Origin of the sequence: Methylobacterium sp. J-088, assembly GCF_022829295.1 — a bacterium.
Taxonomy (GTDB): domain Bacteria; phylum Pseudomonadota; class Alphaproteobacteria; order Rhizobiales; family Beijerinckiaceae; genus Methylobacterium.
Window position 1 is genome coordinate 1 of sequence record NZ_JAKSYH010000251.1, and the last position, 18,925, is coordinate 18,925.

The 18,925-nt window shown below is 64.7% G+C and carries 15 protein-coding genes and 1 pseudogene; 9 read left to right on the top strand and 7 right to left on the bottom strand.

Annotated elements, in window-relative coordinates; genetic code table 11:
• Window positions 1–191 (bottom strand): annotated as a pseudogene (locus MKK63_RS27080) (IS21 family transposase); the annotation flags it as partial.
• Between MKK63_RS27080 and MKK63_RS27085 the strand changes: the two are divergent.
• Window positions 144–941: a tyrosine-type recombinase/integrase gene (locus MKK63_RS27085; RefSeq protein ID WP_244007036.1), complete on the top strand. Its 798-nt coding sequence runs from the start codon at window positions 144–146 to the stop codon at window positions 939–941. The pseudogene MKK63_RS27080 and the gene MKK63_RS27085 sit on opposite strands and share 48 nt — an antisense overlap.
• A 173-nt stretch (window positions 942–1,114) precedes the next feature.
• Here MKK63_RS27085 and MKK63_RS27090 read toward each other — a convergent pair whose 3' ends face one another.
• On the bottom strand, window positions 1,115–1,507 hold the full coding sequence (locus MKK63_RS27090; protein ID WP_147939994.1) for a hypothetical protein: 393 nt from the start codon (window positions 1,505–1,507) through the stop codon (window positions 1,115–1,117).
• Window positions 1,508–2,414: 907 nt separating this feature from the next.
• Here MKK63_RS27090 and MKK63_RS27095 point away from each other — a divergent pair.
• A complete protein-coding gene (locus MKK63_RS27095; protein ID WP_244007038.1) occupies window positions 2,415–4,634 on the top strand; it encodes a TonB-dependent siderophore receptor in 2,220 nt (739 codons plus the stop codon).
• Between the two features lie 116 nt (window positions 4,635–4,750).
• Window positions 4,751–5,032 (top strand): hypothetical protein, encoded by a 282-nt coding sequence (locus MKK63_RS27100; protein ID WP_147939992.1) that lies wholly within the window; start codon window positions 4,751–4,753, stop codon window positions 5,030–5,032.
• Window positions 5,033–5,378: 346 nt separating this feature from the next.
• On the opposite strand, the gene MKK63_RS27105 is transcribed toward MKK63_RS27100, so the two are convergent.
• Together MKK63_RS27105 and MKK63_RS27110 are read right to left on the bottom strand one after the other, a co-directional pair.
• Window positions 5,379–6,599 carry a DUF2325 domain-containing protein gene (locus tag MKK63_RS27105; RefSeq protein ID WP_244007040.1) on the bottom strand — a complete coding sequence of 407 codons (1,221 nt, stop codon included), beginning with the start codon at window positions 6,597–6,599 and terminating at the stop codon, window positions 5,379–5,381.
• Between the two features lie 64 nt (window positions 6,600–6,663).
• A complete protein-coding gene (locus MKK63_RS27110) occupies window positions 6,664–7,032 on the bottom strand; it encodes a winged helix-turn-helix domain-containing protein (RefSeq protein ID WP_147939990.1) in 369 nt (122 codons plus the stop codon).
• A 143-nt stretch (window positions 7,033–7,175) separates the two neighbouring features.
• On the opposite strand from MKK63_RS27110, the gene modA reads away from it, so the two are divergent.
• The 3 genes from modA to MKK63_RS27125 are packed head-to-tail and all read left to right on the top strand — an operon-like array spanning window position 7,176 to window position 8,709.
• Window positions 7,176–7,955 carry a molybdate ABC transporter substrate-binding protein gene (modA, locus tag MKK63_RS27115; RefSeq protein ID WP_147939989.1) on the top strand — a complete coding sequence of 260 codons (780 nt, stop codon included), beginning with the start codon at window positions 7,176–7,178 and terminating at the stop codon, window positions 7,953–7,955.
• A 32-nt stretch (window positions 7,956–7,987) separates the two neighbouring features.
• A complete protein-coding gene (locus MKK63_RS27120) occupies window positions 7,988–8,197 on the top strand; it encodes a molybdopterin-binding protein (protein WP_147939988.1) in 210 nt (69 codons plus the stop codon).
• A complete protein-coding gene (locus tag MKK63_RS27125) occupies window positions 8,197–8,709 on the top strand; it encodes a hypothetical protein (RefSeq protein ID WP_244007042.1) in 513 nt (170 codons plus the stop codon). The genes MKK63_RS27120 and MKK63_RS27125 overlap by 1 nt, the downstream gene beginning before the upstream one ends.
• A gap of 27 nt (window positions 8,710–8,736) precedes the next feature.
• Here the strand turns inward: MKK63_RS27125 and MKK63_RS27130 are convergent, their stop codons facing one another.
• Both MKK63_RS27130 and tsaA read right to left on the bottom strand, forming a co-directional pair.
• A complete protein-coding gene (locus MKK63_RS27130) occupies window positions 8,737–9,465 on the bottom strand; it encodes a substrate-binding domain-containing protein (protein WP_147939986.1) in 729 nt (242 codons plus the stop codon).
• A 206-nt stretch (window positions 9,466–9,671) separates the two neighbouring features.
• Complete coding sequence (gene tsaA / locus MKK63_RS27135) at window positions 9,672–10,166, bottom strand: tRNA (N6-threonylcarbamoyladenosine(37)-N6)-methyltransferase TrmO (RefSeq protein WP_244007044.1); 495 nt, start codon at window positions 10,164–10,166, stop codon at window positions 9,672–9,674.
• Between the two features lie 436 nt (window positions 10,167–10,602).
• Between tsaA and MKK63_RS27140 the strand changes: the two genes are divergently transcribed.
• Together MKK63_RS27140 and MKK63_RS27145 are read left to right on the top strand one after the other, a co-directional pair.
• A complete protein-coding gene (locus MKK63_RS27140) occupies window positions 10,603–10,803 on the top strand; it encodes a hypothetical protein (protein ID WP_147940008.1) in 201 nt (66 codons plus the stop codon).
• A 564-nt stretch (window positions 10,804–11,367) separates the two neighbouring features.
• Window positions 11,368–14,421, top strand: coding sequence for a response regulator (locus tag MKK63_RS27145; protein WP_244007045.1), 3,054 nt, complete (start codon window positions 11,368–11,370; stop codon window positions 14,419–14,421).
• 25 nt (window positions 14,422–14,446) lie between these two features.
• On the opposite strand, the gene MKK63_RS27150 is transcribed toward MKK63_RS27145, so the two are convergent.
• The gene (locus tag MKK63_RS27150) at window positions 14,447–15,946 is read right to left on the bottom strand and encodes a DUF2252 domain-containing protein (protein ID WP_147939983.1); all 1,500 of its coding nucleotides are present in this window, start codon (window positions 15,944–15,946) and stop codon (window positions 14,447–14,449) included.
• 674 nt (window positions 15,947–16,620) lie between these two features.
• Here MKK63_RS27150 and MKK63_RS27155 point away from each other — a divergent pair.
• Window positions 16,621–18,873 carry a TonB-dependent siderophore receptor gene (locus MKK63_RS27155; RefSeq protein WP_243957026.1) on the top strand — a complete coding sequence of 751 codons (2,253 nt, stop codon included), beginning with the start codon at window positions 16,621–16,623 and terminating at the stop codon, window positions 18,871–18,873.
• Window positions 18,874–18,925 lie beyond the last annotated feature (52 nt).

Sequence of the window (18,925 nt, forward strand, 5' to 3'; positions counted from 1 at the left end):
TCATCTTCAGCCGGCAGAAGCGAACACACGTTCGGCGTCTCGATCGGCTTCGAGTGCCTGTTGCGCGGTGGCAGTGAGAACCGGCACATGTTGGCAATTGCCTCGTGCTTGAGCCCGAATACCCGAGCTGCCGACCGACGAGCGTGGCCGACGATGAAAACGAACTGCCGAACGGCCGCGTAGACTTCCACGGCAAACCTCCTGGGCCCCTCCCGAAAGAGAAGCCTCTCGACTGGCCGGCTTTTACCCCGGCCGCATCAGCACCCCGCCGACGCTCCAGTGGATGGTTTTGTCACCGCCCTACACACGCTGCCTGGCTCGATAAGTCGGCCCCACACTTTCACGCCCTGCTGCTCATCTGCCTTGCCACCGGGAGTCGGCCGGAGGCCGTCAAGCAGCTTCAGTGGACGCAGGTCGATTTCGACGACGACTTGTTGCACCTTAATCCCGAAGAGCGCGAGCAGACGTCAAAGCGGCGTCCAGTGGTTAAGATGCCACCAAGTCTAATCGCGTATCTGCGTCAGCTTCCGCGTGAGTCGGATTTCGTGGTCAGCTTCCGGGGGAAGCCAGTTGACCGGTACTACACCGCGCTAGGCGAAAGCAGACGGCGAGCAGGGCTTGATGGTCGAGTGAACCTTTATAGCCCGCGGCACACGGTGGCACGCTGGCTGCGCAAGGAGCGGGTGCCGTTCGAGGAGGTGGCGGGCCAGCTCGGGCACCGGGTGGCGGGGTTTGCAATCACCGAGATCTACGCGGCGTATTCGCCGGACTACCAGGCGCTGGCCACCGCGGGGATCGAGCGGCTGCTGCAGGCGATCGCGGTGCACAGTCAGTCGTGTCAGTTCCTCGTCCAACGAGGGGCGAGGCCGGCGGGGCACGTGGGCGTATGCGCTTCCCGTCTGGACGCTATCGGTCTGCACGAAGCGTCCGGTCCGCGGTAATCTTGGCTCGATGGGGTCTACGGCACCCACTGAGGTCTCATAGACGGCGCTGGCTATCCCTCCAGCAGAGAGGGAAGACGAAGTCCAAGCTCGACCACCACAGGGTTCGTTTCACCTCCACTCTCGCCGTTCGCGAGCGGTCACCATGGCGATAGGCACCGCCATGGAGGTCATCAGAGCACGATGTCGTATGCGGCGAGCTCGGGCAGCATCGCTTCGACGACGAAGTCCACGAACGCCACCGGCACGTCCAGGTAGAACTCCCTGTCGGAGTAGGCCCCAATGCGGGCGGTCAGTCCTCGTGCGGTGAACCAAGACGCCAAGCGCCGCAGATCAGCTTCAGGGGTATCACTGAGGAACGAGACCTGCGAACGCTCCCGGTCAGCATCTCGGTGCCCGGTATCGCTGCGGCTGAGCTGGAGATCCACGTTGGCCCCGGTCTGCCGCAACCAAACGGCGCGTTCGGTGCGCCGCAGCTCCACGAAACCGAGCTGCTGGACGAACATGTCCACGACGATCTCGAAGTGACACGGATTGACGCGATTGGCTACGTGGTTGAACCGCAAGATCTGGCTCCCTCCCCTTGGGCGATAGCGTCTCTACGTCGAACACCAGCTGAGCGCTTGTCCCATCATGATCGCGCGTGGGGCTACGTGATAGGGGTGCTGCGCTGTGCGATTCAGGCTCTAGATGATTACCGCTACGATCCGCGGTGGGTCGGCGATTCGGGGCAGGGCGCAGGCGGTTGCGTCTCACCGGTATTCGAAGGTTCGCTCCCCCATACCCGGCGAAGCTTGATCCGTTGTGCAAGACCGGACGCTCCGCTTTGCGCCCATCCCGGCCATTCGATGGGTTATCACGAGTTCCCACAAGCAGACGTTACCACCGACGTTCGGAGAGCGGCCTACGGGATGATCTAACGGTACGGAAGCGGCTGCCGACATGGCCGAACATTCCTTAACCGTGTCTGTCCCGCGGCAATCCCGCCGAGTTCTATAAGGATCTCAGATGTGTGCGATTTTGCGTTCCAAAAGGCAGAGACCACCCGATGGAACGCTTATGATTCTTGGTACGGACCGTTCCACAGGAGCGGGCCCTATTGGACCGATTTTGGTAGTGGGGTTCGGTGCACGAGCTTGCAGCAATCGCCTTGGAGGCGGGTGCAACGGCTGCAGCGGGTGGGAAGCGGGATTTGACGTAACGCTTGGAAGCGGACCTTCAACTCCGCTCCCGGCTCAGTCGTTCGGGGTGATGCAGTTGGTATTTTTAAGGATCGCCCTCGGTCAAACACCATTTGGCGCAGCTCGCTTTCGCGCAGTACCAGCAGGTGCTCGATAAGCTCTAGCTTAGAACGCCTTCAGATTTGAACCGTTGTAAGTGTGTGATCTATAACACGTTTTCGGCTTGCTCAAGGATCTGTGAACGGCGATCACTGGGGCGTTGCGCCGTTCAAGGCGCGTGTCAGCGTGATCTATGTCTTACCGTTCCTCGCTCCTCGCCGTCCTTCTCGCCACCACCACCCTCGCTGGGAATGCGAGCGCGCAGGACGGGACCATCCAGCTCAACGAGATCTCAGTCGACGCGGCAGGACCCGGCAGCTCTGCCCCGGGACCGATGGGCTCCAGCGGCCTCAACCTCAGTGCGGGCGACGGCGGCACGGCCGCGACCAGCGGCGGTGGCGGTGGTCCGTCCGGCATCACCGGCTACACCGCCCGCGTGACGACTGCGGGAACGAAGACCAACACGCCAATCATTGAGACGCCGCAATCGATCTCGGTCGTCACCCGGGAGCAGCTCAACGACCGCAACGTCCAGACCCTGAGCGATGCGATCAACTACGTCCCCGGCGCCATATCGGCCCGGTCGGGCTTCGATCCGCGCTTCGACCAGATCTTCATCCGCGGCTTCGACGTGCTCACCAACCAGGGCACCTACCGCGACGGCCTGCGCGTAATCGGCAGCGGGTTCATCTTCCCGCGCATCGAGCCCTACGGCGCGGAGGCCGTGACCATCCTACGCGGGCCGTCCGCCGGTCTCTACGGCCTCGGCTCGCCGGGCGGCATCCTCGACATCACGAGCAAGCGCCCGGTTTTCGTGCCATTCGGCGAGGTCCAGTTCCAGGCCGGTAGCTTCGACCGCGTCCAGGGCAACTTCGACTTCGGTGGCCCAGTCGAGGGCTCGGGCGGTACCATGGCCTACAGGCTGACCGGCATCCGTCGCGAGGCAGGCACCTTCATCGGCCTCGGCACCAACGACGACCGGTTCAACATCGCGCCCGCCTTTACCTGGAAACCCGATGCCGCCACGACGTTCACGTTCCTGAGTGAGTTTCAAACGACCAACACGCCAGCCACGACGTTCTACTACAACTACCCAGGTTTCCGGGCGAGCCCGTACTATATGGGCGACCCGCGCTTCGCCGGTCTCGACCAGACGCAGTATCGGGTCGGCTACGCCTTCGAGCATTTCATCACGCCCGATTTGGTCTTCCGCCAGAACTTCCGGCACTACGGCGTCTTCCTCAGCGGGAAGTACGTCGATATCAACGGCATAAACGACGCAAACACGATCGGCACGCGCGACACTGGCTACATCCGCGAAGGCTTGGTGCAGCAGACGCTGGACAACCAGTTGGAGGCGCGCTTCGCCACCGGCCCGATCGCTCACACCGTGGTCGGGGGCGTCGACTATGCGCGGTACAGCTTGAGCCAGCGCCTCGGCTTCGGCCTTGCCCCAGATCTGAACCTGATCACGCGGAACTACGGCCAACAGTTCATCGCCACGCCGACCCTCGGGTCCGCCGCACGTCAGACCCAGGAGCAGATCGGCGTCTACCTGCAGGATCAGGCCAAGTTCGGCGACTTCATCCTCACCCTGAACGGACGCCACGATTGGGTCTTCCAAGACAACTTCACGACCCCCGACAGCGCGGTCTCACGCCAGAACAACAGCGCGTTCACGGGCCGGGTCGGACTGGGTTACGTCCTAGCGCCGGGCCTCGTGCCCTACGCCAGCTACGCCACAACCTTCACCCCGCAGGTGGGCCTCGACCGAAACGGACAGGCGTTCAAGCCGGCGACCGGTGATCAAATCGAGGCGGGCGTGAAGTACCTGATCCCCGGCACCAACATCCAAACCGCATTCGCCGGCTTCGACATCACACAGTCGAACATTTTGATCCCCGACGCGTCCTCCCTCGCGTTCCAGACCGCCGGCGGTGCCGTGCGCTCGAAGGGCTTCGAGGCCGAGGCGACCGCCAACCTCGCCCCAGGCACCAACCTAACGATCGCCTACACCCACGTCGACATCCGGTTCGTGAACTCGGTCTCCTCAACCGGCCAGTCGCTCGCCGGCAACCTCGTCTCGGGCATTCCCCAGGATACCTACGCGTCGTTCCTGACCTACGCGTTCCCACCATCCTCGCCTCTGCGCGGCCTTCAGATCGGCGGTGGCATCCGCTACATCGGTGCGAGCTTCGCCGACGATCAGAACACGGTGCGCAACACTGCCGTCACGCTCTACGACGCTTTGGTGGCCTACGACTTCGCGGCCCTCGATCCGAAGTACAAGGGCTTCCGTGCGCAGCTCAACGGCTACAACATCTTCGATCGGAACTATCAGACCTGCTCGTTTGGGTTCTGCAATCGCAACCAGCCGGCGACGGTCATTGGCAGCCTGATCTACCGGTGGTGAGAGGCGCCCCCTTCAACGGCTGGGTATTCAAGTGCTGAACCGTTACACCAGCACGACGACCGCGGCGCGCTGCATGGCGGGCTGCGGCTGAGGTGATACGGGCGTGAGAGGATGCCGTGCACGAGATCGATCTGACCCCAACTTACCAGGACACCCTTCGTCTCGCGCAGCTCCGGAAGCAGGCGAAGAGCCTCGGACTGAAGTTGTCGAAGTCGCGCTGGCGTCAGTCTTATATTCGGAACCGCGGCGGCCTGATCCTCCTCGATAGTCGGGACGAGGTCGTCGCAGGGGACGGCTACAGTCTCAATCTGGCGGCGGCCGAGAGGATCTTGTCCGTCATGGCCGATCAAATGCCCTCTTCGATGGCACGATCGATGGAACGTATGGGGTCGGCATAGAAAGCTTTGCTCAATAAGCGCCCCAGTGCCGGTAAGCAGACCTTTCCGAGGTCCTAGAAGGGTCGAAAGCAGACTCTAGACTCTACGCGGGAAAGATATGTAGCATCGTGCCGATCACGCCAAGCGCACATATGCCGATTAGAGCCGCTGTGATGTACAATAGCATCCAGCTTTCACTTTTGATGGGCGAGTGGCTGTCGTCGTCAGGATCGTCAAACCAATCTGTCACGTGGTCATATCATGTCGGGCAAGTTGAAGAGCGGCTTATGTACGCTATGCAATGAGAACATAAACCTATAAGCTTCTTCCGGTCTGCCCGTGCCCCCCGAGCGATCTGCTTGATCGCCTACGACGAGCTCGCCATCGGCGTGACGACGTGCATAAAGCTCGCCATGCCAGCGCTCCGCACCGGGTGGAAGGGTTTAGCCTGTGCTTCGCAGTATCGTTTCAGGTGAAGGCTCGCCTCGTGGCTGACACAGCTCACGGGGAACACCGCTAGATCCGCTTGCCCAACCAGCCCCGCCAGAAGGCACAGGTTGTCCTCGATACCTCCGTCATGGTTGAGCAGCCTGCCGCCCCTGGCCTCCACGAAGCGGCGGAGATTGGCCACCTGACGCCGCCGGCCGCCAACATAGAGGATGACCTGTCCGTCTAGCCGTCCCGATGTTTGGCTATCGGCTGTATCCACGCTCGGCACATCCAGAGCCGCTTCGAGGGCAGCCAGTTCCCTTTCGGCAACTGATCGGCGGGCTATCTCCGTGGCTAGATCAGCGCTGAGGCGTTCGGCTGCGCCAGCCAGCACCGCAAGCCGCTCCTCCAACGCGGTCGCATGCGCGATCTCCCGGGCCAGCCGCACCTCCAGGCCGCGCGTGGACGGTGGCTCGATGGTCGTAGTAGCCGGGATGGGACGCTCGATTTCGATCGTCCGGGTGCGCTTCCCGAGATCGTCGCGCTCGCGCATGAGCGCCATGATGCGCTCGTCCCGTGCCGCAAGCGCTTCATCGCGTCGGCCCAACTCCTCTTCGAGATGGCGCAGGCGGCGGATGTCGGCCCGGTTCGACTGACCGACGAGGTGCGAGAGCATGTGCACTTCGCCGAAGATTTCCTGCACGAGTGGCCAGTCGGTGGCTGGGTGGGTGATCGCTGCCCAATAAGCGCCAGGGATAGCCCCACGCTCCAGCGAGGACTTCCAGAGCGCCCGAACCGCGTCAGCGGTGCGCGCCTCGGCAAAGCGTTCGATCTCCCGCTCGTGCCGCCGGTCCAGGGTCTTTTGCAGCAGACGGCCACCCCCGTCCTTGCGACCGGCTATCTGGACGATCTCTCCGTGCAGGTGGTGCTCACTGATCGTCCGAGCGTCGGCACGCCCAAGCTTGGCCAGGATCGCGCGGGCTTCAGAGTTGGTCAAGCAGGTGCCTACGATCGAGCAGTGCAGGTTCTCGGCAAGCTCCCAGATCCGGTCCCGCGGTTTATCCGCCGAGTCGGGTTCAGGCGGCGGCACGAACGGCGGACGGGTGACGGAAGCGAGGGCGCGCAGCGCTGGACCGTCGAGGTGAGCGATTGGCGGCATCGGCGTCTCGTCAGTCGTTATATCCATTCGGATATAACACTCTGTCCAAAAACAATCGGCTTGCCTAGGGGGAGGTCACAGCCGGCAGGTCGTCTGCGGTTCGCTCGGGAGCAGCAATCCGATCTAGGAAGGGCGCGGCCGCCCGGTCGGCAGCACGCTCGATCGCCCTGTAATGCGCGACCAGATCGACTCCGAGTGTAGACAAGCGTGCCCCGCCTCCCGCCTTACCGCCAATCTGCGCCTCGACTACCGGCTGCCCGAAACCGCTGTTCATCGCCTCAATGAGCATCCATGCCCGCCGGTAGGACATGCCGAGCGCCCGCCCGGCTGCGCTGATCGAGCCGTGCTCGGCAACCATCTCCAGGAGTTGCACTTTACCGGGGCCGATACGATTGTCGGGCCCAACGTCGATACGAATGCTCAGGCTTGCCATCAGGTCTCTCCCTCGCCTCATGCCACGAACCGACGCGTCGACCGGTGGAGCAGTCGCGAACGCAGCGCAATCGATGGCTTTCGGCGATATATTCTGCTTGATATAGCGCTGCTGGCACATCCGACGTCGAGGACCGCTTCCGCATGCGCAGTTTGATCCGCTCCGGCCTCATCGCCGCCTTGTTCCTCACCGTTGGAGCAGCCCAAGCGGCCGAGACCACGACGGTGTTCGGAGCAGCCAGCCTCAAGAACGCTCTCGATGATGCCGGCAAGGCATTCACAGCACAATCTGGGATCGAGATCCGGGCAAGCTACGCGGCGTCCTCTGCCCTCGCCCGGCAGATCGAGGCCGGAGCGCCGGCCGACCTGTTCGCCTCGGCCGACCTCGAATGGATGGACTACCTCGCCAAGAAGAACCTCATCCGTCCGGACACGCGGGTGAGCCTGCTCGGCAACCGCCTCGTCCTGATCGCGCCGCGCGACGCCAAGGAGAACACGGTTGCCTTCACGCCGGAGGGCTTCGCCAAAGCGCTCGGCTCCGATGGGCGGCTGGCCACCGGCGAGGTCAACTCGGTGCCGATCGGCAAGTACGCTAAGACCGCTTTCGAAAAGCTCGGTCTGTGGGGGAGCATTCAACCTCGTCTGGCTCAGAGCGACAACGTCCGAGCGGCCCTGGCTCTGGTCTCGCGCGGGGAGGCGCCGCTCGGCGTCGTCTACGAGAGCGACGCGAAGTCGGATCCCGGCGTGAAGGTCGTGGGCGTGTTTCCGGCGGACAGCCACCCGCCCGTGGTGTACCCGTTCGCCGTCACCGCGGACGCGAAGGGCGACGGCGCGAAGCGCTTCCTGGACTACCTCCGGAGCGCAGCAGCAAAGCCCTTCTTCGAGGCTCAGGGCTTCAGCGTCATCGAGGATGGCAATAATTAAGCGACCCGGAATGGGCCAGGAAGGCGGACACCGTGAAGATCAGCGCGCGCAACATCATCAAGGGCACCGTGACGGCGATCGAGAAGGGCGCCACCACGGCGCACGTCAAGATTGAGATCATGCCGGGCCAGGTCGTCACCGCCGCCGTAACCAACGAAGCGGTCGACAGCCTCAACCTCACGGTGGGCGGTCCGGCCTATGCCGTGATCAAGGCGTCCGACGTCATGGTTGCCGTCGACTGATGAAGCCTGGATCCCGCGTTCTCCTCACCGTCGCATTGACGGTCTGCTGCATCGGCCCGGCGGTCGCTGAGGATGCGCCGGCTTGTGCGGGCTTCGCATGGTCGGTCGCGCGGGATCGTGCTGCGTTCACGGCGCCCGATTTGGCCGGGCTCGCATCTGGATCGGCTCTACCCGGCGGGACGGGGGCGGCGCAGGTGTCGTTGAAGCCGGCGGCAGAGGTGACACTGCCGGTTCAATCTGAGAGGACCGCGAAGCCAGGGACGTTCGCGGGCTTCATCACGGCCACGGTGCCATCCGCCGGCACCTATCAACTGACGCTGTCGGAGGAGGCCTGGATCGACGTCAGCCAGGATGGGCGCACGACGCTCAAGCCCGAGCGCATCAGCGGCAAGGCCGGCTGCCCGGAGGTCCGCAAGAGCCTGCGTTTCGCACTCGACGCCGGCCCGGTGACGATCGAGATCGGCCGCGCGCCGAGCCAGCAGATCAAGCTCGATCTGCTCCCGGCGGAGTAGCCGCGTCGGCCGCCTGTCTCGACTGCCTCACGGTCCGCTGATCGGCCCGAGTTCGTGGCGGGCGAGGATCGCCTGCCCCTTCTCGGACACGAGGAACAGGGCGAGGCGCATCGCGTCCGGGTTGTCGGTGATCAGTGCCATGGCGTAGGTCGCCGGCACCAACAGGTTGGGCGGAAGCTGCACGAGGCTTAGGCCGGGCGCCTCCTTCATGGTACCGCTCTGGCCACTGCAGTAGTACAGCAGCGCGTCCGCGTTGTTGCCTAGGAACACGGTTGCGCTGGGGCTACGGCCCGCCATCGGCACCATCGTATTGGGCGAGCCGAGCAGCTTCAACGCCTTCTTCTCCAGCATAGCCTTGGACCCTGGATGTGCGGTCTCGGCTCGATCGAATACGGCCTGGGCGTAATCGCCGCCAGGATCGGCGCCTGGCGTCGAGGTTGCCAGCCGCAGGTCGGGTTTGAGCAGGCGATCGAGGAGGTTGTCCGGGGTCAGACCAAGATCAGCGCGGGCGAGCACGCACATCGTGTTACGAGCAAACGGCACGACATCCTTGGCCCTGCCTGCATCGACAAGGCGGCGCGGGCTGGCAAGGTCGGCTGAGAGATAGAGGTCTGCCTTCTCGCCATCCTCTATCCGCTTTCGCAGCAGTCCAGCCGGCCCGAAGGTCGGTGCCGCCACCGCCTCGGCAGGGATGCCTGAGGCAGCGATCACGTCCTTGAGCGCAGCCACGAGGCTGCCAGCAGCATAGACCTGCATCGGCTCAGCCCACGCTCCGCCTGTAGATGACAGCGTGAGGCAGCCGAGGAGAGCTAATTGCCGAAGGATGCGCGAGGGTATGGTGAGACGGGTGGCGGGCAATGATGCCTCCAGACGGCTAGAGCAGTGCTATATCTGTTCGGATATAGCCCAAAGCCTGGCAGGATCACCCCTGGCACATGCGTTTCAGGCATCGAGTCGAGGCGTCAGTCGTCGGTCTCGAAATCACCCGGTTGCGGCGGGGCGATCGGCGTGAAGAGGGTCCGGTCTGGCTTGAGGTCGAGGAGTGGTGTGCCATCGAGGCAATCGAGGCCCCTGACCGTCAGGATGTTGCCCTCGATGGCGACGAGCGTGGCGATCGATGTTCCGATTGGGTTCGGCCGCACGGGCGAGCGCAGAGCAAAGGTGCCGCGCGTGCTCCCATTGTTGGCCGGGCTCTGCCGCACAAGATCTCGTCGGGAAGCATCGAGCCAGTACAGCACCTCAATCCAAGCGAATTTTGCTAGCCCGTCTAGCGCTGCGCCCCAAGGTTCAAACAGCTCGATACGGCAGATCGGGCCATCCGACCTGCCTTGTCGTGGGCAAGCGAGACGATCGGTCCAGGGGGTGTGGATACGACCGATGTAGACCAATCCGGCGTCATCGGCTGCAGGTGCCGCGACTGCGACTTCGCCGGTTCTAATTTCGTTGAGGCGCACCATGGACGGCCTTCTCCCATGGACATCAGGCTCACGCCACTAGGTTAAAGCCAGCTGCGTAACACTGAACAGCGCGAAGGGAATTTGCGTCCGATTGCACGATCGTTGGCCATGGGCCGGCGCTCGCGGTGTCCAGCTCCCCCGCAATGCACCGACCCTCGCACGACCGCCCGACCGAGGCTCCACGGGCGGGCGGCAGGGAACTGGCCTGCGTCCGCCTGTCGTCGCGTACTCACACCGCCGCACGTCTTGCGGCGTCGCGAACGCCTCGGATGTGCAGTCAGAAGAGAGGGCTTTCATAACCATTCTGACGTCGATGTCATCCACAGGGTGCCTTCAGCCGAACCGGAACCGGCTGATGCTGTCGCCGTTGACCTACCAGATTGGATCTGTTCTAATTCGCAACAAGACGGATCGACCATCGAGTAGGGGCACCGACATGGCCAACGCGCACTGCGAGAGCTGCAAGTTTTTCGACGAGCACAAAGGTAACGGCGCTTCCGCTCAGGGTGATGCCGGCCTGTGCCGCTTCAACCCGCCGATCAGCCAGCCGGCGCCGGAGGCGAAGGGCTTGTGGCCGGTGGTTTCGTCCGAGGACTGGTGTGGTCACTTCACCGCAGAGATGACTGCGGCCGAGTAAACCGTTCTCGTCGCATCCCTCACGGGAACGCGGGGCCAGCCTTCGGGCTGGCTTTTTTATTGCTGTGTCGTCACGACTGCCGATCGATAGAGCCGATCGGATGCTCGGCACAAAGCCGACTTTCTCGTCGAGCTGATGCTGTCCAAGCTGCCACGTTCCAGCGCGGCAGTTCCAATGCACTTGCCCTATTGGAACGCTGCACTCCGCGCTCGCTTTAGGGCGAAATAGCAGGGTGCGGTTTCCACCCCAGACCGAACCTGCCGAATGGCAGACGTACGCTCGCTCTGCCGGGGAAGGCTGTCAACGGTCATGGCGGCAGGGTCGGGTCGGTAGGAGGTCGTCCGCTTTTCCCGACAAAACGGCTTCGAAGCAGACCGGCCGGTTTCAGCCAGATCTAGAAACATGGGTATGCGCGACCGTACGAGGTACGAAGAGACCCTGTAGTCGCTTCCATCGCAGGGCCCTTTGATTGCAAATTCGAATTAGATGCCAGGGCTCGCGCATCATGTGTGAACCCGGCTACGACTTGCCGATGCCCGATCGTGGAGGGCGCAGGTAGCTCGCATGCCCGACACCCACCCGCTGATCCAGCGTCCAGGCCTGCGGGGCGCGCGTCCGCTCGCCGGGCTGCCCAGTTCGCCGCTCGCCTACGGCCTGCTCGCCCTGGCCTTGACGGCGGTCGGGTGGAACTTCGTGGCCGGCGATGCCGCTCGTCGCGAACGGTTGCACCGCCGAGAGTTGATCGGCCACAGCGAGCGCCTGCTCTCGACGATGAAGGATTTGGAGACCGGCATGCGCGGCTACGCGCTCACCGGCAAGCCCGAGTACCTCGAACCCTATGCCGATGCTCTCGGCCGCATCCCCGGTGAGAGCGCCTTCCTCGACAATCTCGACGGTGGCTCTTCCGATCCAGCGATCGCGGCACTCACTCCCGTGCGCAAGCTGATCGGCGATGAGACGGTGTTCTCCGACCGGGTCGTGATCGCGCGGCGTGACCAGGGGTTCGACAGCGCAGAAGCCCTGATCGAGACCGGCGCGGGCAAGCGCCTGATGGATGCGATCCGTGCCGCCACCGCGACGGCCAACCGATCCGCCGCGGAGGCGTCGGCGGAGAACGACCGTCGCGACAGCTTGCGCTACACCGCTCTGACGGCGTTCAGCCTGCTTTGCGCGACCCTCGCGATCGTGCTGCTGGTCCGCCTCACGATAGTACGGCGCCGCGAGAGCCAACGCAGCAGCGGGCTGTTCGAGGGCGTGCTCGCCAATGCCCCGGTCGGGCTCGGCTTCCTCGACGGCGGGTTTAACATCCGTCACATGAACCGCGCCCTGGCGACGATGAGCGAGCGCGGCTTCGGCGCGGATCTCGGCGCACCGATCTGGACGCTTCTCCCTAAGCTGGAAGATCAGCTCACCCCGCTGCTGGAGGCGGCGCGCGACCACGGCCTCGTCAGCGCTGACGTGCCGGTCAGCGTGCCGAGCGAGAGCGCGCCGGGCGGGATGCGCCACTTCCGCATGAGCTTCTACCCGCTGTGCCAGGATGAAGGGTCGGCTGTGGCCACCGGCGTCGGCCTCGTCGTGGCGGACGTAACTACGGCCGTCCTGTCCGAGGCCCAGGTCCGAGCGGGCGAAGCGCTGCTGCGGAGCGTTCTCGACACACTGCCGGTGGGCGTGCTCATCGCCGACGCGCCGTCCGGACGGATCACCGGCCACAACGCCCGCGCCGAGACGATCCTCGGGCACGGGGTGCTGCCCGCGCAACCCGGCGAGGGACCGGCCCGCTGGGTCGGCTTCCACGAGAATGGCCGGCCGGTCGAGCCGAGCGAGTGGCCGCTGATCCAGGTGGTGCGCGCCGGCGAGCCACAGTCCGAGCTGGAGGTCGACTATCAGCGCGGCGACGGTGCCCGCGCCTGGGTCGGCTTCGCCGGCGCGCCGATGCGGGATGCCGAAGGCGCGCTCATCGGCGCTGTCGTTGTGGTGTCGGACATCGACGCGCGCAAGCGCTCCGAGCACGTCCTCGCGGCGGCGAAGGACGCCGCCGAGGAGGCCAACCGCGCCAAGTCCGAGTTCCTGGCCAACATGAGCCACGAGCTGCGCACCCCGCTCTCGGCGGTGATCGGCTACTCGGAGATGCTGCAGGAGGAGATGGAGGACGCCGGCCAGGCGGACCTGCTGCCCGATATGAAGAAGATCGAGGCGAACGCGCGCCACTTGCTCGGGCTGATCAACGACGTGCTCGATCTGTCGAAGATCGAGGCCGAGCGCATGGAGGTGTACCCGGAAAGTATCGACGTCGCCGCGACCGTGCGCGACGTCGCCGCCACGGTGGAAGCCCTGGTGGAGAAGAAGGGCAACGCCCTGGTCCTCGACATCGCGGAAGGGCTTGGCGGTGCGTACACGGACGCGACCAAGCTGCGCCAGTGCCTGATCAACCTGCTGAGCAACGCGGCAAAGTTCACGGAAGGCGGGGAAATTACGCTGTCGGCACGCCGGCAGACGGACGCCGAGGGTGATCGGCTGGTGTTCGCGGTGGCCGACACCGGCATCGGCATGAGCGAGGAGCAGGCGTCACGCTTGTTCAAGCGCTTCAGTCAGGCCGACGCCTCGACCACGCGGCGCTTCGGCGGCACGGGGCTCGGGTTGGCGATCACCCGGGCGTTCGCGCACATGCTCGGCGGCGACATCGCGGTCGAGAGCCGTCAGGGTGAAGGTACGACCTTCACCCTGACGCTGCTGGCGAGCGTGGCCGAGGGCGAGGAGAGACAGGCGCAGGCGAGATCCCCGCGGGCGCCGCAACCCTCGGCCGAGTCGATAGCCGGCAGCGAGGTCTTGGTCATCGACGACGATCAAGCCACCCGTGACCTGCTCGCCCGCTTCCTGGCCAAGGAAGGCTTCCACGTCGCAACGGCGGCTGATGGAATGGCAGGGCTCGAGCAGGCGCGCACGCGGCGTCCGCGCGCAATCCTGCTGGACGTAACCATGCCGCGCATGGATGGATGGGCCGTGCTGCGCACCCTGCGCGCCGACCCGGAGCTCGGCGATCTGCCCGTGATCATGGTCACGGTGCTCGACGAGCAGAACCTCGCGTTCTCGCTCGGGGCGACCGACTACCTGCAGAAGCCGGTCGACTGGGTACAATTGAAGGAAGCGATGGAGCGGTTCCGGCCGAAGGCCCATGACGGGCCGGTGCTGGTCGTGGACGACGACGGCGACCTGCGCGCGTTGATGGCATCCCAGCTCACCCGGGACGGCTGGCAGGTGGTCACGGCGGCGGACGGCCGAGCGGGCCTGGCGGCGGTCGGCGAGCACCGGCCGCGGTTGATCCTGCTCGATTTGATGATGCCGGAACTCGACGGCTTCGGCTTCCTGCGCCTGCTGCGCACCCGCCCGGAGTGGTACGACATTCCCGTGGTGGTTCTGACGGCCAAGGACGTCACGGCGGACGACTTCCGCCAGCTGGCCGGGCAGGCCGACCGCGTGGTGCAGAAGGCCGGCCTGTCCTTCTCCGACCTCTCGGCGCTCCTGACGACGCTCTACGGAGCCGATCCCGCCGAGCATCAACACGGTGGGCTGGGATCTGATCAGGCCGACGGATCCGGGATGACGACGTCGTCCGAGTGATCAGCCCGTCGACGCATGCGCCAGATCAAAGATGTGGGTCGTCGGCCGCTCGGAGCCTGCCCGCCGCGATGGCCGTCCGGAACGCCTGATAGTCCGCCTCGTTCCGGTCACCGTAGGCCATCGCCCAATCGGCGAGGGCCTCCCGCAGGTCGGCGCGGCCATCGTGGCCGCAATAGCCCGCGATCGCCGCCGCATCCCCGGTCCGCGCATGGGCCTTGGCCAGCAGGGCGCCGTAGGCGTGCGAGAAGTACAGCAGCGACCGGCCGGTCATGCGCGCGACCGGAATCTCGCCCTTCATGTTCTTCATCTGCCGCACGTAGAACGGCCGACCATCGATCTTCGTCCAGCCCAGCAGCGGATCGCCCACCGCCTGCAGCAGACGCTGGCCGTAGATCACGCGCTCGCCCTCATGGTCGGCGTAGGGCTTGGGCATGCCGCGTAGATACGGCGCGTGGGCCGGTCGCACGGCTTCCTTGACCTGGAGGAAGAGCGCGTCCTGGTCCGAGTTGCCGCACAGCAGCGCGACGTACGCCCGGGTGCCGACGCTGCCGACGCCGACGACGCGGTGTGCGACGTCGACCACGTGGTAGCGGCTGAGCATGAACCGCCGCTCGCGCGGCAGCGTCTCGGCGTAACGCTCCAGGCCGGTGGTGACAGCCTCGCGCGTCGCCTCGTCGACGCGGACGAGGATCGGCGGCTCCTCGCGGAAGCGCCAGCCGCCGTCCGTGCGCCGCTCGCCCACTCGATCGAGCAAACTCGTGTTGTTCTTCCGCCGCGCCTTCTCGACAGCCTTGCGCACCACGGCCTGCGAACGCGCGTCGATCTCGATGCCGGCGAAAGCGAGGTCCTCGGCTCGCGCCGCGCGCTGCCAGACGTCGAGCGAACCGCGCGGGGCGAGGTCGTCCATCGTGTGCTGGTAACCAGCCACCGCGCTCAGTACCGCCTGCCGCCGTTCGGCCGGCGGGACGTCGGCATCCCGCGCGGCGACCTCGATGCTCGCGCACAGGCGCTTCAGGTCCCACTCCCACGGCCCGACCGTGACCTCGTCGAAGTCGTTGAGGTCGAGCACCACCTCGCCCTGGGGTGAGCCAAACAGGCCGAAGTTCGAGATATGGGCATCTCCGTTCATCACCACGTCGATCGCCCCGCGAGGTCCCTGTGCGAGATCCCAGGCCATGACCTGAGCAGCCCCGCGTAGGAAGGCGAACGGCGAGGACGCCATGCGGGCGACCCGCAGCGGAAGCAGGTGCGACTGTCGCCCGTCGTGGGCCGCCTCGATGAGCGTGACCGGGTCGGGACGGTCGCGGGCGAGATCGAGCACGGCATGAGCCGAATGCGGTAGATCCAGGCGCAGGATCTTGCCGGCGGCGCGACGTTTCTCCCACGGCTCCACGCCAGAGCGCAGGTCGATGTGCGGGAAGTCTGCCAGGGGCTCTAGGACCGCCTCCTCGGCAGCTCCGATCACCGCCTCATGCTCATCGGCCGCCGCCGATGAGGTATCCGTGGACTGCGCTGACCGTTCCATCGACCTCGTCCAACCGCCTCAGACCACACCAACGGTTCGACCAGGGAATAAACCTTCCCGCTCAACGTGGACTTAACCGCACACCGAACCCACCGCATCCTCAGCCACTATCGCTCGGCACCTCGCCCGCAGGGTTGCAGCCAAGCAGCGTGGCTGGGCGACGAAGGCCCCGCTCTCGTTCGCAACTATGACTATCCCCTCCCCATCATCACCCTGCGGCTCGAACTCACCGCGCGGTCTCAGCGTCGCGTGATCGCGATGGCGCAACGATTCTAGGGCGGCCGCCTAGATGGGATGAATGAAGATAAATTAGTCGCCAGCTGTACCCTCGGCGGTCGCATAGAATCTTCAGTGGCATCAACCTGTGATGCTTACTATTCGCGACCGAAGCCTCACACGCCGTTGCGCTAAGTTTGCCGATGCGAGGTGTGCGGTGACCGGTCCGCGGCTGTGACCTCGCTGCAACTGGTCCGCCGTATCCACCGAAGTTGGGGTCTAACCGTCTTGTCCATCCTGTGTCTCAACCGTATCCGTTAAGCAGAAAAGTAAAGCAAAACAGCAGTTTATAACAATTTCAAACAACAAGGCAGCCACGTTGCATCTCTTTGCGGCGAGCGCGGGCGGCTGCTTGGATCGGGCTCGGGGCTATGAAGATCATTAGCACTCAACACACCATGGTACGCTCGCTCGCCCTCGCGGGCGTTTCCCTCGCGGTGCTCGGCGGCGCGATGGGACGAACCTCCGCTCAGGAGGCGAACACGCCGCGACGGGGCGTCTCGGCGAACGCAGGTAGCGTGCAGCTCGACGAGTTGAGTGTCGAGAGCCGGGGCGCCGGTGAGCGCTATGGGCCGGTCTCGTCCGGACAACCGGGACCCGGCCAGCCCGAGAACCCGAATGGGCCAATCGACGGCTTCGTCGCCAAGCGCTCCGTCACCGCTCTCAAAACCAACACGCCGCTGATCGAGACGCCGCAGTCGATCACCGTCGTAGGACGCCAGCAACTCGACGCCCAGAACGCGCAGAACCTATCCCAGGCGACGCAGTACGTGGCCGGCACCTACGCCAGCCCGTTCGGCTACGACACGCGCTTGGACTACTTCCTCCTGCGCGGCTTCGTGGCGAGCGACTACGGCCTCTACCTGAACGGCTTGCAGACGCTGAACTACGGCTTCGGCTACTTCCGCTACGACACCTTCGGGCTGGAGCGCGTCGAGGTGCTGCGCGGGCCCGCTGCGGTGCTGTTCGGCGCCGGCCCGATCGGCGGCATCATCAACCAAGTCAGCAAGCGCCCAACCGAGGATCCGTTCGGCTACGTCGAGGTCGGCGGCGGCTCGTATGGTCAGAAGTACGCCGCCTTCGACGTCGGCGGCCCGGTCGACAAGGAGGGGCACTACTTCTATCGCTTGACCGGATACGGCCGCAACGGTGGCACGCAGATCGACGGTCTGCAGGACAACAGCTACTTCATCGCACCCGCGTTCACCTACAAGCCGGACGGGGCGACGACCTTCACGGTCCTGACCGCATTCCAGCATGACACGACCGGCGTGTCGGCGAACTTCCTGCCCTACGCCGGCACGGTTCGCCCGCAGGCGCTTGGCCTGCGCATCCTGCGCTCGACCAACGTCGGGGATCGCGACTTCAACACCTTCCAGCGCGATCAGGCGTTCCTCGGCTACCAGTTCGAGCACGTCTTCAACGACACGTGGTCGTTCCGTCAGAACCTGCGCTACTCGTTCGGCGACAGCTATCAGAACTCGTACATCGGCAACGGCTACGCCTTCGGAGACGCGACGCAGACCCAGCTCGCCCGCTACCAGTTCCTCGTGAAGGACCGGGTCAACATCTTCCAGGTCGACAATCAGGCAGAGGCGCGCTTCTTCGACGGCTTCTTCCGCCATGATCTGCTCATGGGTGTCGACTACAAGGATTACCGGCTGAGCGACAATCAGGGCACGAACTTCGGCGCGAACCCGTTCTACTCCGCGCCGGACCTCAACATCCTGGCCCCTGCTTACGGTGGTCCCGCCGGCACGCCGGGTCCCTACCAGGTCAACTTCGACACCTTCAAGCAGCTCGGCCTCTACGGGCAGGATCAGATCAAGCTCACCGACCAACTGACCCTGTTGGTCGGTGTTCGCCAGGACTTCGCCGAGAACCGGATCAACGACAAGCTCACCAATGGCGCCCGGAACGACGGTCGCAATGATACCGCGACCACCTACCGTACGGCGCTGATCTACAACTTCGACTTCGGCCTCGCGCCGTACGTCAGCTACTCGACCTCATTCCAGCCCTTAATTGGCACCGACATCAACAACCGAACGTTCAGGCCCGAGACGGGTGACCAGATCGAGGGTGGCGTCAAGTTCGAGCCGCCGGGCCAGGGCTACTTCGTCACCTTGGCCGGCTTCGACATCCACCGCCAGAACGTGCTGACGGCGAACCCAACCAACCCACAGTTCCAGTCGCAGCTCGGCGAGGTGCGCTCGACCGGATTCGAGGCGCAGCTCACCGCCACCGTGTTCAGCGGCCTCAACGTGTCCGCCTCGTACACGATCTACGGGCTGACCAACGAGAAGAACGGTGATCCCACCCTCATCGGTAAGGTTCCGGTGAACACCCCGGAGAACTTCGCCAACGTGTTCTTCGACTACACCTTCCCGACAGGCGAGCTGCGCGGCTTCGGGTTCGGCGGCGGTGCGCGTTACATCGGTCGGTCCTTCGCGGATCAGGCCAATATTTTCCACGTGCCTGAGTACGTGCTGTTCGACGCGCAGGTTCACTACAACTGGGATCGTTGGCGCTTCCAGGTGAACGCGACGAACATCGCTGATCGGCGCTTCGTCTCGTCCTGTCAGACGGTCAACGCCTGTTTTTACGGTCAGGCGAGACAGGTATTGGCGAGCATCAGCTATAAGTGGTGAGGAGACACTCCTGCAGTTCGCCTGCCATGCGTTGAGCCTGCGGCGCACCACT